The following is a 14,741-nucleotide window of genomic DNA, read 5'->3' on the forward strand; positions in this document are numbered from 1 at the left end:
CGTTGAAGCGCTTCGACACCGTCGTCCACATCGCTGAAGGGCCCGTCCCGCATGAACTCCGTCGCCGTCACGGCCTTCGCAGAGCTGCCTGCTGAGCGCGGCATCCTGTTCGGCGGGGACTACAACCCCGAGCAGTGGTCGCCCGAGGTCTGGCGTGAGGATGTCGCCCTCATGCAGCGGGCCGGTGTGAACCTCGTGACCGTCGGGGTGTTCAGCTGGGCAGAGCTCGAGCCGACTCCGGGTGCGCGAGAGTTCGGCTGGCTCGACGAGGTCCTCGATCTGCTGCACGCGGGGGGTATCGCCGTCGACCTCGCGACCCCGACGGCCTCGCCGCCGCCGTGGCTCGGGGTGCGGCATCCTGACACGCTGCCCGTCGACCGCGACGGCGTGCGCCTCATCGCGGGCTCGCGCAACCAGTTCTCCCCGTCCTCGCGGGTCTACCGACAGGCAGCGCGCGCGATCACGGCTGATCTGGCGTCGCGCTACGCGCAGCATCCGGCCGTCCGGATGTGGCACGTCGGCAACGAGTACGGGCAGATCGACCACGGTGACGAGGCAGCCCGCGCGTTCCGTGAGTGGCTACTGCGCCGCTACGGCTCGATCGAGGAGATCAACCGCGCGTGGGGGACGGCGTTCTGGGCGCAGCGGTACTCCGACGTCGCCGAGATCCTGCCGCCTCGTCGCGCGCCCTACCTGATCAACCCGACGCAGTCGCTCGACTTCCGCCGGTTCACGTCGGACGAACTCCGCGACTGCTACCGCGAGCTCCGCGACACCATCCGCGAGGCGGGGGCGACGCAGCCGATCACGACCAACTTCATGGGCGCCTTCGCACACGTCGACTATTGGTCGTGGGCGGACCAAGTCGACGTCGTGAGCGACGACCAGTACCCCGATCCTGCCGATCCCGAGAGCCCTCTCGACATGGCCTTCGTGCAGGACCTCATGCGCGGTCTCGGCGGCGGAGCGCCGTGGATACTGATGGAGCAGGCGATCAGCGCCGTCCAGTGGCGCCCGCACAACCTCCCCAAGACGCCCGCGCGAGCGCGGCTGGACTCGCTGCAGGCGATCGCGCGCGGCGCCGACGGCATCTGTTTCTTCCAGTGGCGGCAGTCGACCGCGGGAGCGGAGCGCTTCCACTCCGCGATGCTGCCGCACGCCGGAGCAGACACCGAGGTGTTCGCGGGCGTCTGCCGTCAGGGCGCGGATCTGCGGCGACTGCGGCCCGTCGCGGGGGAGCGCATCGCCGCGCGCACGGCCGTGCTGTTCGACTGGCCGTCGTGGTGGGCCTCGGAGGAACCCGCGCGTCCGACGAGCCGGTTCGACGGCCTCGAGCAGATGCGACGCTGGTACCGCCCGCTGTGGCGACGCTCCGTTCCGGTCGACGTCGTCCGCTTCGGCGCCGACCTCTCGGGATACGACGTCGTCCTCCTGCCGCACGGCTATGTCCTCCGGCCGGAGGACGCAGCGCGCCTGACGGAAGCCGCCGAGCGCGGCGCGCAGGTCGTCGTCGGACCCTTCAGCGGGGTCGCAGACGAGCGCGGGCACATCCTCACGGGCCGCTCCCCGGCGCTCCTCCGTGACCTTCTCGGTGTCAGCGGCGAGGAGTGGATCGCACTTCCCGACGACGGGGTCGTCCTCGAATCGGCTGACGGGCGGTGGCCGGCATCCGTCGCCCACACCCTCGGCGAGAAACTCCGATCCGACGGCGCGGAGATCCTCGCGCAGGTCGCGTCGGGGGATGACGCGGGGCGCCCCGTCGTGACGCGCAACGGCTCGGCGTGGTACGTGGGCGCGGTGGTCGGCGACGATCTGCTCGACGCGGTCGTGGGCGACGTGCTGGCCGCGGCGGGTGTCTCGGGGGCGATCGCCGACGCGCCTGCGGGCGTCGAGGCCGTGCGGCGCGGAGACGCGCTGTTCCTTCTGAACCGCGGCTCCGCGGATGCGACGATCCCGCTCCCGGGAGCCTGGATCGACCTGTTGACGGATGACGAGCTCGACGATCGCGTGGTGGTCCCGAGGGGCGACGCGCGGGTCGTGACAGAAAGGCGAGTGACATGAAGTTCACCGACGGCTATTGGCTCATGAGGCCAGGAGTGACCGGGCTGTACGCGACCTCCGTGGATGACATCCGCGCCGACGCCGAGGCCGGCAGCCTCACCGTGTTCGCGCCGACCGCCGTCATCCGTCACCGGGGCGACACGCTCAACCGCCCGATGATCACGACGACGTTCTCGGCGCCCGCGCCGGGGGTCATCCGGGTGCGGGTGCAGCGTCATGCGGGCGGGCGCCATCGCGGCCCCGACTTCGCGGTGACGGCGGAGGAGGGCTACACGCCCGTCGTCTCGGTCGACGACGCCGAGGGTGTGCTGGATGCCGGTGACCTCCGCGTCCGCGTCTCGCGTGACGGCGCATGGCGGGTCGCTTTCGAGCAGGGCGAGAAGATCCTGACGACCTCCTTGCCGCGGTCGATCGGCCACATGACCGGCGCCGACGAAACGTGGGTGCACCAGCAGCTGTCGATCGAGCCGGGCGAGCGCGTCTACGGCTTCGGGGAGCGCTTCGGTGCCTTCACCAAGAACGGGCAGTCGATCGAGACGTGGAACGCCGACGGCGGTACGTCGAGCGAGCAGGCCTACAAGTCCGTCCCGTTCTACCTGACGAGCCGCGGCTACGGGGTCTTCGTCGACAGCCCCGACGCGGTTTCGTTCGAGGTCGGATCCGAGATCAACTCGCGGGTGCAGTTCTCCGTCCCGGGCGAGACGCTCGACTACTACGTCATCGCGGGGCCCGAGCCGAAGGACGTGCTGCGTCGCTACACGGCGCTGACCGGCCGCCCCGCGCGCGTGCCGGCCTGGTCGTTCGGGCTGTGGCTGACGACGTCGTTCACCGCTGCGTACGACGAGGCGAGCGTGACGGAGTTCGTCGACGGGATGGCAGAGCGTGAGCTGCCGCTCTCGGTCTTCCACTTCGACTGCTTCTGGATGCGGGAGTACCAGTGGACCGACTTCACCTGGGACCCGCGCATGTTCCCCGACCCCGACGGGCAACTCGCCCGCCTGCGGGAGAGGGGTCTCAAGATCTCGCTGTGGATCAACCCTTACATCGCGCAGCGCTCCGCGATCTTCGAGGAGGCGGCCGAGCGCGGGTATCTCCTGAAGACGACCGACGGCGGCGTCTGGCAGTGGGACATGTGGCAGGCCGGCATGGCCATCGTCGACTTCACGAACCCCGAGGCGGCCGAGTGGTACGCCGAGCACCTGCGCCGACTCGTGCGCCAGGGCGCCGACAGCTTCAAGACCGACTTCGGCGAGCGCATCCCGACCGAAGGGGTCGCGTGGCATGACGGGTCCGACCCGCAGCGCATGCACAACTACTACCCGCAGCTCTACAACGAGATCGTCTTCCGCGTGCTCGAAGAGGAGCGCGGCGTCGGCGAGGCGGTCCTGTACGCCCGGTCGGCGACGGCGGGCGGGCAGCAGTTCCCCGTGCACTGGGGCGGCGACAACGATTCGACGCTCCTCTCGATGGCCGAGACGCTTCGCGGCGGACTGTCGCTCGCGCTGAGCGGCTTCGGCTACTGGAGCCATGACATCGGTGGGTTCGAGGGCACGCCGGATGCCGGTGTCTTCAAGCGCTGGCTCGCGTTCGGTCTGCTGTCGTCGCACTCGCGCCTGCACGGGTCGGGGAGCGTCCGCGTGCCGTGGGCGTTCGACGAGGAGGCCGTCGAGGTGACGCGCCTGTTCACACGGCTGAAGCTGCGCCTCATGCCCTACCTGGCTCGGGTCGCGGAGGAGGCGCACGCCGGCGGCATCCCGATGATGCGCCCGCTCCTCCTCGAGTTCCCCGGCGACCGCACGACGCACGATGCCGATGTGCAGTACATGCTCGGCGACGCTCTGCTCGTCGCGCCTGTGTTCAGCGAGGACGGCAGCGTGGAGTACTACCTGCCCGACGGGCGGTGGACGTCGCTGATCACCGGCGACGTCGCGGACGGGCGGACGTGGCAGTCCGAGCGTCACGGCTACGATTCCGTGCCACTCCGGGTGCGGCCAGGAACGGTGCTGCCGTGGGGGTCGCGCGAGGATCGGCCCGACTACGACTGGGCTGACGGCGTGACGCTGCGGTGCTTCGAACTGCCTGACGGGTACGAAGCCGAGACAGTCGTCCCGGGCCATGACGGCGCCCCCGCGACGGCGTTCCGCGTCCGCCGCGACGGCGGTCGGATCGTCGCCGAGTCGACCGACGCGCGCGCCCCGTGGAGCCTCCAGGTCGGCGACCGGACGGCGTCCGTCGTGGGAGCGGGGACGGTCTCCCTGGAGGTCGCCCCGTGACGGACGACGCCTTCCGTCGCACCGATCTGCCACTCGCCGAGAGGTCCCGAGACCTGCTCGACCGGCTGAGCGCGGAGGAGCGCATCGCGATGCTTCACCAGGCAATGCCCGCGGTGGAGCGCCTCGGCCTCCGCTCGTTCCACACCGGGTGCGAGGCCCTGCACGGGCTCGCCTGGGTGGGCGTCGCGACGGTGTTCCCGCAGCCCGTCGGGCTCGCCGCGACGTGGGATCCCGAGCTCGTGACGCGCGTCGGCGACCTCGTGGCGACCGAGGTGCGCGCCAAGCGCGCGTCGGGGGCGGACGTCGACCTGAACGTGTGGGCCCCGGTCGTCAACACCCTCCGGCATCCCGCCTGGGGTCGAAACGAGGAGGGGTACTCCGAGGACCCGCACTACACCGGGCAGCTCGGCGCGGCGTACAGTCGCGGGCTTCGCGGCGATCACCCGCGCGTCTGGAAGACGGTGCCCTCGCTCAAGCACTTCCTGGCGTACAGCAACGAGACCGACCGGTCGGCGACATCGTCCGAGATGTCCCCGCGCACGCTCCACGAGGAGGAGCTGCCCGCGTTCCGGCCCGCCATCGAGCAGAAGGTCGCGGGCAGCATGATGCTCGCCTACAACCGGGTCAACGGCGTCCCCGCGCACACGCAGCCGGAACTGGTCGCCGAGGCGCGCAGCTGGAGCGACGAGTCGATCTCGGTCGTGTCGGATGCCGGTGCGCCGAGCTTCCTCGTGTCGATCCAGCGCGCGCAGCCCGACAAGGTGCACGGCGCCGCTGCTCTCGTGAGAAGCGGCATGGACTCCTTCACCGACGACGGTCCCGACCCCACGCCGAGCCTCGAGGCCGTCCGCGGGGCGCTCGCGCAGGGACTCCTCACCGAAGAGGACGTGGATGCCGCCGTGCTGCGCCTGCTCGAGATGCGCCTCCGCACGGGCGAGTTCGACGGCGAGGACGACCCGTACGCGGCGATCGGCGCCGACGAGATCGACACGCCCGCCGCGCGGGAGCTCGCCCGCGAGGCCACCGCCCGCCAGGTCGTCCTGCTCCGCAACGATGACGGCATCCTGCCGCTGTCCGAGCCGGCGTCGGTCGCCGTCATCGGTCCCCTCGCGGACGTGGTCCTGACCGACTGGTACTCGGGGACCCCTCCCTACGCGGTGGGCATCGCGCAGGGCGTGCGCGACCGGTACCCGACCGCGACGGTCGAGGTGGTCACGGGCGCCGACACCGTCGCGCTCCGCGCCCCCTCCGGCTTTGTGGCCGCGAGCGCCGACGGTGCGCTCGTCGATGCCGTCGCCGACGCCCGCGCCGACGCGAGCCTGTTCGATGTCACCGACTGGGGCGACGGCATCCTCACCCTGCGTTCTCGGGCGAGCGGTCTCCTGCTCACCGGCGGCGCCTGGCCGATGCGCGCCGACGCCGAGCGGGTGGGCGGCTGGGTCGTGCAGGAGAGCTTCCGCAGGCATCTGCACGAGGACGGGTCGTGGTCCCTGCTGCACCTCGGCTCGGGCCGGTGGGTGCGCGTCGTGCGCGACGTCGGTCTGCTCGTGGCCGAGGGCGTGACTCTCGACGATGCCGCGCGCTTCGAGGTCGAGACCGTGACGAGCGGGAGCGACGAGGTGGCCCGCGCCGCCGCGGCGGCCGACGTCGTCCTGGTCGCGGTCGGCAACGATCCGCACCTCTCGGGCCGCGAGACCGTCGACCGCGCGCACCTGCTCCTGCCGGCGGCCGCGACCGACCTGTGGCAGACCGCTCACTCGGCCAACCCGCGGGCGGTCCTGACGATCGTCTCGAGCTTCCCCTACGTCCTCGCAGATGCCGCCGATGCGGCGACCGTCGTGTGGTCGAGTCACGCGGGGCAGGAACTCGGCCACGGCCTGCTCGACGTGCTCAGCGGGGATCGCGAGCCCACCGGACGCCTCGCGCAGTCGTGGCCCGCGCACCCCGCTCAGGCCGGGGACCTCTTCGACTACGACACCCGACGTCAGCAGGCCACCTATCGGCATCAGCCTGCCCCGTACGCCTTCGCGTTCGGCCACGGGCTCGGCTACGGTGACGTCGTCTACGAGGCGATCGAGGTGGATGCCGTCTTGGTCGCAGCGCCCGCGCCCACCCGCCGGCATCCCGCCCTCGATCCTCGCGGAGACGAGCGGGTCGTGACGGCGGCGGTGACGGTGGCGAACCGGTCGGCTCGGGCGGTCGAGGAGCTCGTGCAGGTGTACGCGCTCGCGCCCGAGCTCCCGATCGCGGCGCCGCGCCGCCTGCTCCTCGGATACGCACGCGTGCGCGTCGAGCCCGGCGAGACCCGCACGGTCAAGATCCGCTTCGCCGTCGAGCGCCTCGCCGTGTGGGACGGCGAGGCGCTTCGCGTGCAATCCGGCGACTACCGCGTCGCGGCGGGCCCGTCGGCAGACGTGCTCACCGTCGACAGCCGGCTCACCGTCACGGGCTGACGACGCCGGCGCCCGCGAGGGAGTCGACCCGCGTCGCGACGATCCGCGCGTCGTCGGCCGTGACGGTGTGCTCTCCGGTCACCTCGAGGGTGGCGGTCGTCTCGCGCTCCGCGCACGACGGACCGGCCCAGAGGTCGATCCGGCCCGGCTCGACGACACGGCGTCCGTCGCGCCCCGTGAAGGCGAACCGGGCGGTCGGAAGCTCGAACACCACGCGTGCGCTCTCGCCCGGTTCGAGCGAGACGCGGCGGTACGCCATGAGCTGCGCGACCGGCCGGGTCAGGCTGGCGACGGGGTCGTGCGCGTAGAGCTGGACGACGTCCGCCCCAGCGCGGTCGCCGGTGTTCCGGACCACGACGGAGACCTCGACGGTGTCGCCGGCCGCCACGGTCGCGGGTGTATGCAGGTCCTCGTGCGCGAAGGTCGTATAGGTCAGCCCGTGTCCGAACGGACGGACGGGCGTCGGGTCGGCGCTCGTCACGTCGATCGGCCCGCCAAGGCGCGGGTGGAGGTAGCTGTACGGCTGCGCCCCCGCGGACCGCGGCAGGGTGACCGGCAGCCGGCCGGACGGCGACAGGCGCCCCGACAGGATGCCGGCGATCGCGTCGGCGCCCTCCTCGCCGGGGAAGAAGGACTGCACTGCCGCGGCGACGCGGTGGTCGCCGTCGAGCGCCCATCCGATCGCGTAGGGGCGTCCCGACAGGATCACGAGCACGACGGGGGTCCCTGTCGCGACCACGCGCTCCACGAGCTGACGCTGGATGCCAGGCAGTTCGAGGTGGTCGACGTCGTTGCCTTCGCCGACGGTCCCGCGCCCGAACAGCCCGGCGCGGTCGCCGACGACGACGATCGCGAGCTCCGCCGCGGTCGCGGCGTCGACGGCCGCGGCGATACCGCTGTCGTCGTGATCCTCCACGCCGCATCCGCGTTCGTGGGTGATCTCGGCATCCGGATACTCGGCGGTCAGCGCCTCGCGGACGGTCGGGAGTTCGATGCCGTGCGGCGTGCCCGGGTGGTGCGCGAGAACGTGGTTGACGAAGGAATAGCAGCCCATGAGCGCCTCCGCCGAGTCGGCGTTCGGACCGATGAGCGCGATGCGACGAGCGGATGCCGCCGGCAGTGCGCCGTCGTTGGTCAGCAGCACGACCGACTCGGCCGCGAGGCGACGGGCGAGCTCGCGGTGGCGCTCGCCGTCGAGGTCGACGTCGGTCGGGGGAGTCTCGAACGTCTCGTCGAGGAGGCCGAGGCGCTCCTTCTGCGCGAGGACGCGGAGGACGGCGGCGTCGAGCAGCGAGGCATCCATCGCCCCGGAGCGGATGCGCTCGAGCAGGGGAGCGGCGAACGCATCACCCGTCGGGAGTTCCACGTCGATGCCCGCGCGGAGCGCCTGCTCGGCGGCATCGCCGAGGTCGGCGGCGACCCCGTGTGTCGAGTGGAGGAAGGCGACGGAGAAGTAGTCCGAGACGACCGGGCCGGTGAAGCCGAGGCGGCCGCGCAGCACCTCGTCGAGGTAGTGCGAGCTGGCGCCGACGGGTTCGCCGTCGATCTCGGCGTAGGAGTTCATGACGGATGCCGCGCCGCCGTCGCGGATCGCCATCTCGAACGGCGGCAGCAGAACATCGGCGACTTCGCGGGCTCCGGCGTGCACGGGCGCGTGATTGCGCGCCGCCTGCGAGCCGGAGTACCCGACGAAGTGCTTCAGCGTCGCATCCACACCCGCCGACTGGACCCCTCGCACGTACGCCGTCCCCACGGTGCCGACGAGGTAGGGGTCTTCACCGATGCACTCGTCGACGCGTCCCCAGCGGGGGTCGCGGATGACGTCGAGCACGGGGGCGAGACCCTGGTGGATGCCGAGTTCACGCATCGAGTCGCCGATCGCGGCGCCCACCTCGGCGACGAGCTCGGGGTCGAACGATGCGCCCCAGGCGAGCGGGGTCGGGTAGGTCGCGGCTTTCCACGCGGCGAGGCCGGTCAGGCACTCCTCGTGGACGATCGCGGGGATCCCGAGGCGGGTCTGCGCGCGCAGACGCCGCTGCTCCTCCCAGAGCCAGGCGGCGCGCTCGATCGGGTCGACGGGTCGCGTGCCGTAGACACGGGTGAGATGGCCGAGGCCGTGAGCCGTGGCATCCGCGTACTTCGTCGTCGTCACCATCTCGTCGGCGAGAGGAGCGACGACCTCACCGCCCTGGTCGACCCAATACCCGACGAGCTGAGCGGCTTTCTCTTCGAGCGTCATCTGCGCGAGCAGATCGTGCACGCGGGCCGAGGCCTGCGAGTGGAGATCGGTCATGTCAGCCTTTCACGGCTCCGGTGAGACCGCCCACGATGCGCCGCTCGAACAGGCTGAAGAACAGCAGTGCGGGAAGCATCGAGAGCGAGGTGAACGCGAGCACGCGCGCCGTGTCGACGGAGTACTGCGACGAGAACGCCTGGACACCCAGCGGGAGGGTGAACTGCGATTCGTTGTTGAGGATGAACAGGGGGAGCAGGTATGCGTTCCAGCTGCCGATGAAGGCGAGGATGCCGACCGTGATGACGCCCGGCACCGCGAGCGGCAGCACCATCCGCCAGAAGAATCCGAGGCGGCTGCAGCCGTCGATCGACGCCGCCTCCTGGATCTCGTCGGGGATGGCCCGCAGGAACGGGACGAGGATGATGATCGTCGTCGGCAGCGCGAACGCGATCTGCGGCAGGATGATGCCCGGCAGGGTGTTCATGAGCCCGAGTGAGCGGATCACGATGTACAGCGGCGTGATCGCGACCGTGATGGGGAACATCAGGCCCGAGGCGAACAGGGCGTAGAGCACTCCGCGCCCCTTGAACGTGTAGCGGGCGATGACGTAGCTCGCGGCCAGTCCGAGCGCGACGGCCCCGATCGTGGTCGCGAGGGCGACGAGCGTCGAGTTGCCGACCTGGCCCCAGAACTGTCCGCTCGTGACGACGCCGACGTAATTGTCGACGTTCCAGGGGTCGGGGAACCCCGCCGGATCGACGGTGATCGCCGAGTTGGAGCGGAAGCCGCCGATGATGATGTAGATCACCGGGCCGAGCATGAGCGCGATGACGGCCAGCGCGACGAAGTAGACGAGGGGCGAGCCCCACGGCAGCTTCGGTTTCGGGGCGCGGCGGATGCGGGTGTCGTCGGCGGGCGGTGCCGTGACGAGGGTCATGGTGGCGCTCACTGCACGCCCCTCTCTGTGATGGCGCCGGCCGTGTCGCGGCGGAGCACGAATCGCTGATAGAACAGCGCGACGACGAGCGAGATGACGAAGATGACGACGGCGACCGCGTTGCCGTAGCCGAAGTTGCCGGCGTTACGTCCCGTGACGACCATGTAGATGGCCATCGTGTTGGTACCGGCGACCGACGAGACGTACTGACCCCAGATGATGTAGACGAGGTCGAACAGCTGCAGCGCGCCGATGATGGACAGGAACGCCCAGATACGGAGGGTGGGTGCCAGCAGCGGCAGCGCGATCTGGCGCTGGATCTGCCAGTACGACGCGCCGTCGATGGCGGCGGCCTCGTAGAGCTCCTCGGGGATGCCCTGGAGCCCTGCGAGGAAGAGGATGACGGCGAAGCCGACGTACTTCCAGGTCAGGATCGCCATGAGCGTCCAGATGGCGATGGCCGGATCGGCGAGCCAGTCCTGCGTGAGGCTGCCCAGTCCGAGCTTGTCGAGCATGCCGTTGGCGGCGCCGTTGGTCGACAGCAGCAGGCTGAACCCGGTGCCGACGACCACCTCGGCGATGACGTACGGCACGAAGATGAGGACGCGGATGACGGATTGTCCCCGCATCTTGCGGTTCAGCAGCAGCGCCAGACCGATCGCGATCGGGCCTTGCAAGACGAGCGACATGACGACGATGAAGGCGTTGTGCAGCAGTGCGCTCTGGAAGTTCGGGTCGCTGAAGATGGTGATGTAGTTCTTCAGCCCGACGAAGTCGGTGGCGGGACCGAACCCGGACCACCGGAAGAAGCCGTAGTACGCGGCCATCAGAACCGGCAGGATGACGAACCCGACGAAGAAGATCACGGCGGGTCCGGCGAGGAGGAGGACCTCCAGTCGCCCCGACCAGCCGAGGCCCCGCCGACGGCGGGACCGCGGCCGTGCCGGGGGCGACGTGTCGCCGCCCCCGGCGTGCGCCGCGAGAGCAGGGGTGTCCGAAGCGGACATCTCGCGAACGGTCATGTTCAGCCCTGCGCGCCTGCGGCGTTGACGGCGGCGATGAACTTCTGCGGGTCGCTGCCACCGGCGAGCATGTCGACGACCGCGACGTTCAGCGCGTTGCCGACGTTCTGGCCGAGGACGGTGTCGAGCCACTGTGACACGAACGGGGCACTGTTGTACGCCTCGAGGATCTGCTGCAGGTAGGGCTCGGTGACGGACTTCTGCGCGACCGAGTTGACCGGCGGCGACTGGAACGCCTCGTAGTACTTCGTCTGCTGCTCGGAGCTCGCGATGAAGTTGAGGAAGTCGGCGCACTCCTTGGGTGCCTGCGCAGAGCAGGAGTAACCGTCGACGCCGCCCATCATCGATCCGGGCTCACCGTCGCCACCCGAGACCTCGGGGAACGGGAACCAAGCGAGGTCGGGAAGGGGCTTCTCATCCGGCGTCAGCGACGCGATCACTCCCGGGTCCCACGCGCCCATGAGCTCCATCGCTGCCTTGCGGTTGGCGACGAGGCCTGCGGAGCTGCCGGCGCCCTGCTGGGCGGCGGTCGTGAGGAAGCCCTCGTTGAACGGCGAGATGCCGTTGAAGTCGACGAGGTCCTGAGCGGCGCGCGTCCAGCAGTCGTCGCTGAAGTCCTTCGAGTCGCCGGTCGCCTCGATCACCTTCGGGCTGCACTCGCGGATCGCGAAGAAGTAGTACCAGTGGGCGGCGGGCCACGCGTCCTTCGCGCCGAGGGCGATGGGTGCGATGCCCGTGCCCTTCAGCGCCTCGACGTCGCTCTTCAGGTCGTCGATGGTGGCGGGGGTGTCGGAGATGCCGGCCTTGTCGAAGGCATCCTGGCTGTAGAAGAACCCGCCCGGCAGCACCGAGAGCGGCATCGCCCACACCTTGTCCTGGTAGGTCTCCGCGGCGAACGAGCCCTCGGAGATCTCGCTGCGAATGTCGTCCGAGATGAGGTCGGTCAGGTCCATCAGCTGTCCGGCGTTCGCCATCGCGGTCATCTTGCCGCCGCCGCGCTGAAGGAAGATGTCGGGCGGATCGCCCGCGTTGAGGGCCGTCTGCAGCTTGCCGTCCATGTCCTCGTTCTGGACGGACTGCATCTTGATCGTGACCCCGTCGTTCTCCTTCTCGAAGGCCGCGATGGCGTCCTTCCAGAACTGCTGGCCGGGTCCCGTGGTCGAGTTCTGCCACAGCGTCATCTCGACGTCGCCGCCGCCGCTGCCGCCACCTGTTTCGCCCGAACACGCGCTGAGCGCGAGTGTCATCGCGGCGAATGCCGCGAGCCCCGCTGCGAACCGTTTGGTCCTCATGTGATCACCAATCTCCTCATTGAGTCGCACGCTCGGTCCTCGAGGTGCGGGTGGTCCCGGCGGTGCGTGCCGGGTCGGTCCCAGTGTCGGAATTGTTGTCGCTCACGTCAAACGTTTTCGAAAATGTTTTCCATGGGGCTACGCTTCGAGCCATGCGAAGGCGCACCACGATCCACGACGTCGCCGCGGCGGCCGGCGTCTCGGTCGCCACGGTGTCCAAAGCCGTCAACGGGCGCTACGGCGTCGCGCCCGCCACGGTGCAGCGCGTGCTCGCCGCGGTGCAGGACCTCGGCTACGAATCGAGCCTCGTCGCGAGCAGCATGCGCGCGCGCCGCACGGGCGTCGTGGGCGTCCTCGTGGCCGACTTCGAACCGTTCTCCGCCGAGGTGCTGAAGGGCGTGGGCGCCGCCCTTCGGGACTCCCGACTCGACCTGCTCGCCTACAGCGGATCGCGGGCGGTCTCGAGCGACGGCTGGGAACGACGTTCCCTGAGCCGCCTGAGCGGCACGCTCGTCGACGGCGTGATCATGGTCACCCCCACAGTCGTGAACGTCACGGCCGACGTGCCCGTCGTCGCGATCGATCCGCACACGGGCCCCGCCGACCTCCCGATGGTCGAGTCCGACAGCTTCGCGGGCGCCCGCCACGCCGTCGCCTACCTCGTCTCGCTCGGGCACCGCCGCATCGGCTTCGTTGCGGGCCGCCCCGACCTCCGGTCCTCGATGCTCCGCGAGGGCGGGTACCGCCGCGCGCTCGAAGACGCCCGCATCCCGTTCGACCCCGACCTGGTGGGCGTGGGGCGCTACGTCGAGGACATCGCGCGCGAAGCGGCGACGCGCCTGCTGCGGCGCCCCGACCGGCCGACCGCGGTGTTCGCCGCCAACGACATCTCCGCCCTCACCGTCATCCGGGTCGCGCACGAACACGGGCTTTCGGTGCCGGACGATCTGTCCGTCGTCGGGTTCGACGACGTTCCGGATGCCTCGCAGTCGGTGCCCGCGCTGACGACCGTCCGCCAGCCCATGCAGCGCCTCGGCGCCGAGGCGGTCACGATGCTCCTCGAGTTCATGGGCGGCGGCACCCCGGCGGCGACGCACCTGCGTCTTCCGACGGCTCTCGTCCCGCGGGCGACGACGGCGCCGCCTCGACCTGATTGAGGCATCCTTCACAGCGCACTCGGGGCGGGTCCCGATAGCGTCGCACCATGTCCACTCCGCTCGATGAGCAGCAGATCACGGTGTCCGCCTCTTCACTCCGGACCATGCGCGACGAGTTCCAGCGTTTCCTCATGGAGTACCGCTTCGGGCTCCAGGAGATCGAGACGAAGATCTCGATCCTCCGCGAAGAGTTCCACGAGATGCACGACTACAACCCGATCGAGCACGTCTCGAGCCGCGTGAAGTCGCCCGACAGTCTCGTCGAGAAGATCCAGCGTCGGGGGATCGACCCCGACTTCGACTCGGTGCGGGCCCACATCACCGACGTGGCCGGCATCCGCATCACCTGCAGTTTCGTGAACGACGTCTACCGCCTGTTCGACCTGCTGACCGCCCAGGACGACATCACCGTGCGCGAGGTCGAGGACTACATCGCCACCCCGAAGGGCAACGGCTACAAGAGCCTCCACGCGATCCTCGAGGTGCCCGTCTACCTTTCGACCGGGCGCGTTGACGTGCCCGTCGAGGTGCAGTTCCGAACGATCGCGATGGACTTCTGGGCGAGCCTCGAGCACAAGATCTATTACAAGTACGAGCGCCAGGTTCCCGACCACCTGCTGGGGCAGTTGAAGGACGCCGCCGAGGCAGCCGCCGAGCTCGACGCCCGTATGACGCGTCTGCACCAGCAGATCCGCGGCGCCGCGGCCCCCGGACCGACGCACTTCGTTTGACGCTCCCCGCCGGGGCTTCCCCTGTCGCGAAGTGCTGCCGCCTGTGGCGTGTTGTGACAGGGGAAGCGCCCCGCGGCGAACGATGCGCAGAATGGGACGGTGACGGATGCCTCGACGACCACCGGCCTGCTGCAAGCGGCGCGCGAGCGCCTGGCCGGATCGCCGCGCGAGCGGCTGGGGGAGTGGACGCAGGGCCGCCGCATCCTGGGCATCGGCCGTGCTCCCCGGATCGTCCCGGTGACCGAGGCATGGCACGTCGGCACTCTGCTCATCGGCGACGATCGCGTCTTCGCGACGGGCGAGGTGCTGCGCGCGCGCCAGGATGCGATCCGCGGGTACACCGCCGAGGCGCAGCGCGCGCGTTTCGAGCGAGCGGGCGCCGCGTTCCGGGGCGGGTTCGCGGAGGGCGAGGTGCTTCACGTGGGCTGGACCGAGATGGATGCCGCCGCCGTCGACCGCGGTGAGCGCTCCGGCATCCTCTCTCTCGTGAACGGCGCGCCGCATGTGGCCTGGAGCACGACGGGGCCGGCAAGGCCCCTCGCGGCCTACCTCGACGACATGCTCTCGCTCCGCTGACCG

Annotated in this window: 10 protein-coding genes; 6 read left to right on the top strand and 4 right to left on the bottom strand. The window is 70.3% G+C overall.

The features are described from left to right. Nucleotides 1–51: 51 nt before the first annotated feature. From MO1_RS01295 to MO1_RS01305, 3 genes are read left to right on the top strand one after another with little or no spacing between them, the layout of a single operon-like run. Nucleotides 52–2,061, top strand: a complete 2,010-nt coding sequence (locus MO1_RS01295) for a beta-galactosidase (RefSeq protein WP_060914997.1) — start codon at nucleotides 52–54, stop codon at nucleotides 2,059–2,061. Further along, nucleotides 2,058–4,334, top strand: coding sequence for an alpha-xylosidase (yicI, locus tag MO1_RS01300; protein WP_060914998.1), 2,277 nt, complete (start codon nucleotides 2,058–2,060; stop codon nucleotides 4,332–4,334). Before MO1_RS01295 ends, yicI begins: the two co-directional genes overlap by 4 nt. After that, entirely contained in the window at nucleotides 4,331–6,787 is a 2,457-nt protein-coding gene (locus tag MO1_RS01305) for a glycoside hydrolase family 3 C-terminal domain-containing protein (protein ID WP_060914999.1), read from the top strand. Before yicI ends, MO1_RS01305 begins: the two co-directional genes overlap by 4 nt. Here MO1_RS01305 and MO1_RS01310 read toward each other — a convergent pair. Genes MO1_RS01310 through MO1_RS01325 form a run of 4 tightly spaced genes read right to left on the bottom strand, consistent with a single transcriptional unit; the run spans nucleotide 6,777 to nucleotide 12,274 of the window. Next, on the bottom strand, nucleotides 6,777–9,080 hold the full coding sequence (locus MO1_RS01310) for a beta-xylosidase/alpha-l-arabinosidase (protein WP_060915000.1): 2,304 nt from the start codon (nucleotides 9,078–9,080) through the stop codon (nucleotides 6,777–6,779). The genes MO1_RS01305 and MO1_RS01310 overlap by 11 nt on opposite strands. 1 nt (nucleotide 9,081) lies before the next feature. After that, nucleotides 9,082–9,960 carry a carbohydrate ABC transporter permease gene (locus tag MO1_RS01315; RefSeq protein WP_036310726.1) on the bottom strand — a complete coding sequence of 293 codons (879 nt, stop codon included), beginning with the start codon at nucleotides 9,958–9,960 and terminating at the stop codon, nucleotides 9,082–9,084. 8 nt (nucleotides 9,961–9,968) lie between these two features. Continuing rightward, on the bottom strand, nucleotides 9,969–10,982 hold the full coding sequence (locus MO1_RS01320; protein WP_036310561.1) for a carbohydrate ABC transporter permease: 1,014 nt from the start codon (nucleotides 10,980–10,982) through the stop codon (nucleotides 9,969–9,971). Between the two features lie 2 nt (nucleotides 10,983–10,984). After that, nucleotides 10,985–12,274 (bottom strand): ABC transporter substrate-binding protein, encoded by a 1,290-nt coding sequence (locus MO1_RS01325; protein ID WP_060915001.1) that lies wholly within the window; start codon nucleotides 12,272–12,274, stop codon nucleotides 10,985–10,987. A 95-nt stretch (nucleotides 12,275–12,369) separates the two neighbouring features. Between MO1_RS01325 and MO1_RS01330 the strand changes: the two genes are divergently transcribed. From MO1_RS01330 to MO1_RS01340, 3 genes are all read left to right on the top strand, one after another. Further along, nucleotides 12,370–13,431: a LacI family DNA-binding transcriptional regulator gene (locus MO1_RS01330; protein ID WP_338041428.1), complete on the top strand. Its 1,062-nt coding sequence runs from the start codon at nucleotides 12,370–12,372 to the stop codon at nucleotides 13,429–13,431. Nucleotides 13,432–13,478: 47 nt separating this feature from the next. Next, nucleotides 13,479–14,162, top strand: coding sequence for a GTP pyrophosphokinase (locus MO1_RS01335; RefSeq protein ID WP_060915002.1), 684 nt, complete (start codon nucleotides 13,479–13,481; stop codon nucleotides 14,160–14,162). A 99-nt stretch (nucleotides 14,163–14,261) separates the two neighbouring features. Continuing rightward, the gene (locus MO1_RS01340) at nucleotides 14,262–14,738 is read left to right on the top strand and encodes a hypothetical protein (protein WP_036310552.1); all 477 of its coding nucleotides are present in this window, start codon (nucleotides 14,262–14,264) and stop codon (nucleotides 14,736–14,738) included. The last annotated feature ends 3 nt before the right edge of the window (nucleotides 14,739–14,741 follow it).

This window comes from Microbacterium oleivorans NBRC 103075, assembly GCF_001552475.1.
GTDB classification, from domain to species: domain Bacteria; phylum Actinomycetota; class Actinomycetes; order Actinomycetales; family Microbacteriaceae; genus Microbacterium; species Microbacterium oleivorans.

Coding starts and splice junctions, on each gene's coding strand:
- MO1_RS01325 (WP_060915001.1), bottom strand. CDS start 12,274: ATGAGGACCAAACGGTTCGCAGCGGGGCTCGCGGCATTCGCCGCGATG.
- MO1_RS01295 (WP_060914997.1), top strand. CDS start 52: ATGAACTCCGTCGCCGTCACGGCCTTCGCAGAGCTGCCTGCTGAGCGC.
- MO1_RS01320 (WP_036310561.1), bottom strand. CDS start 10,982: ATGACCGTTCGCGAGATGTCCGCTTCGGACACCCCTGCTCTCGCGGCG.
- MO1_RS01310 (WP_060915000.1), bottom strand. CDS start 9,080: ATGACCGATCTCCACTCGCAGGCCTCGGCCCGCGTGCACGATCTGCTC.
- yicI (WP_060914998.1), top strand. CDS start 2,058: ATGAAGTTCACCGACGGCTATTGGCTCATGAGGCCAGGAGTGACCGGG.
- MO1_RS01335 (WP_060915002.1), top strand. CDS start 13,479: ATGTCCACTCCGCTCGATGAGCAGCAGATCACGGTGTCCGCCTCTTCA.
- MO1_RS01315 (WP_036310726.1), bottom strand. CDS start 9,960: ATGACCCTCGTCACGGCACCGCCCGCCGACGACACCCGCATCCGCCGC.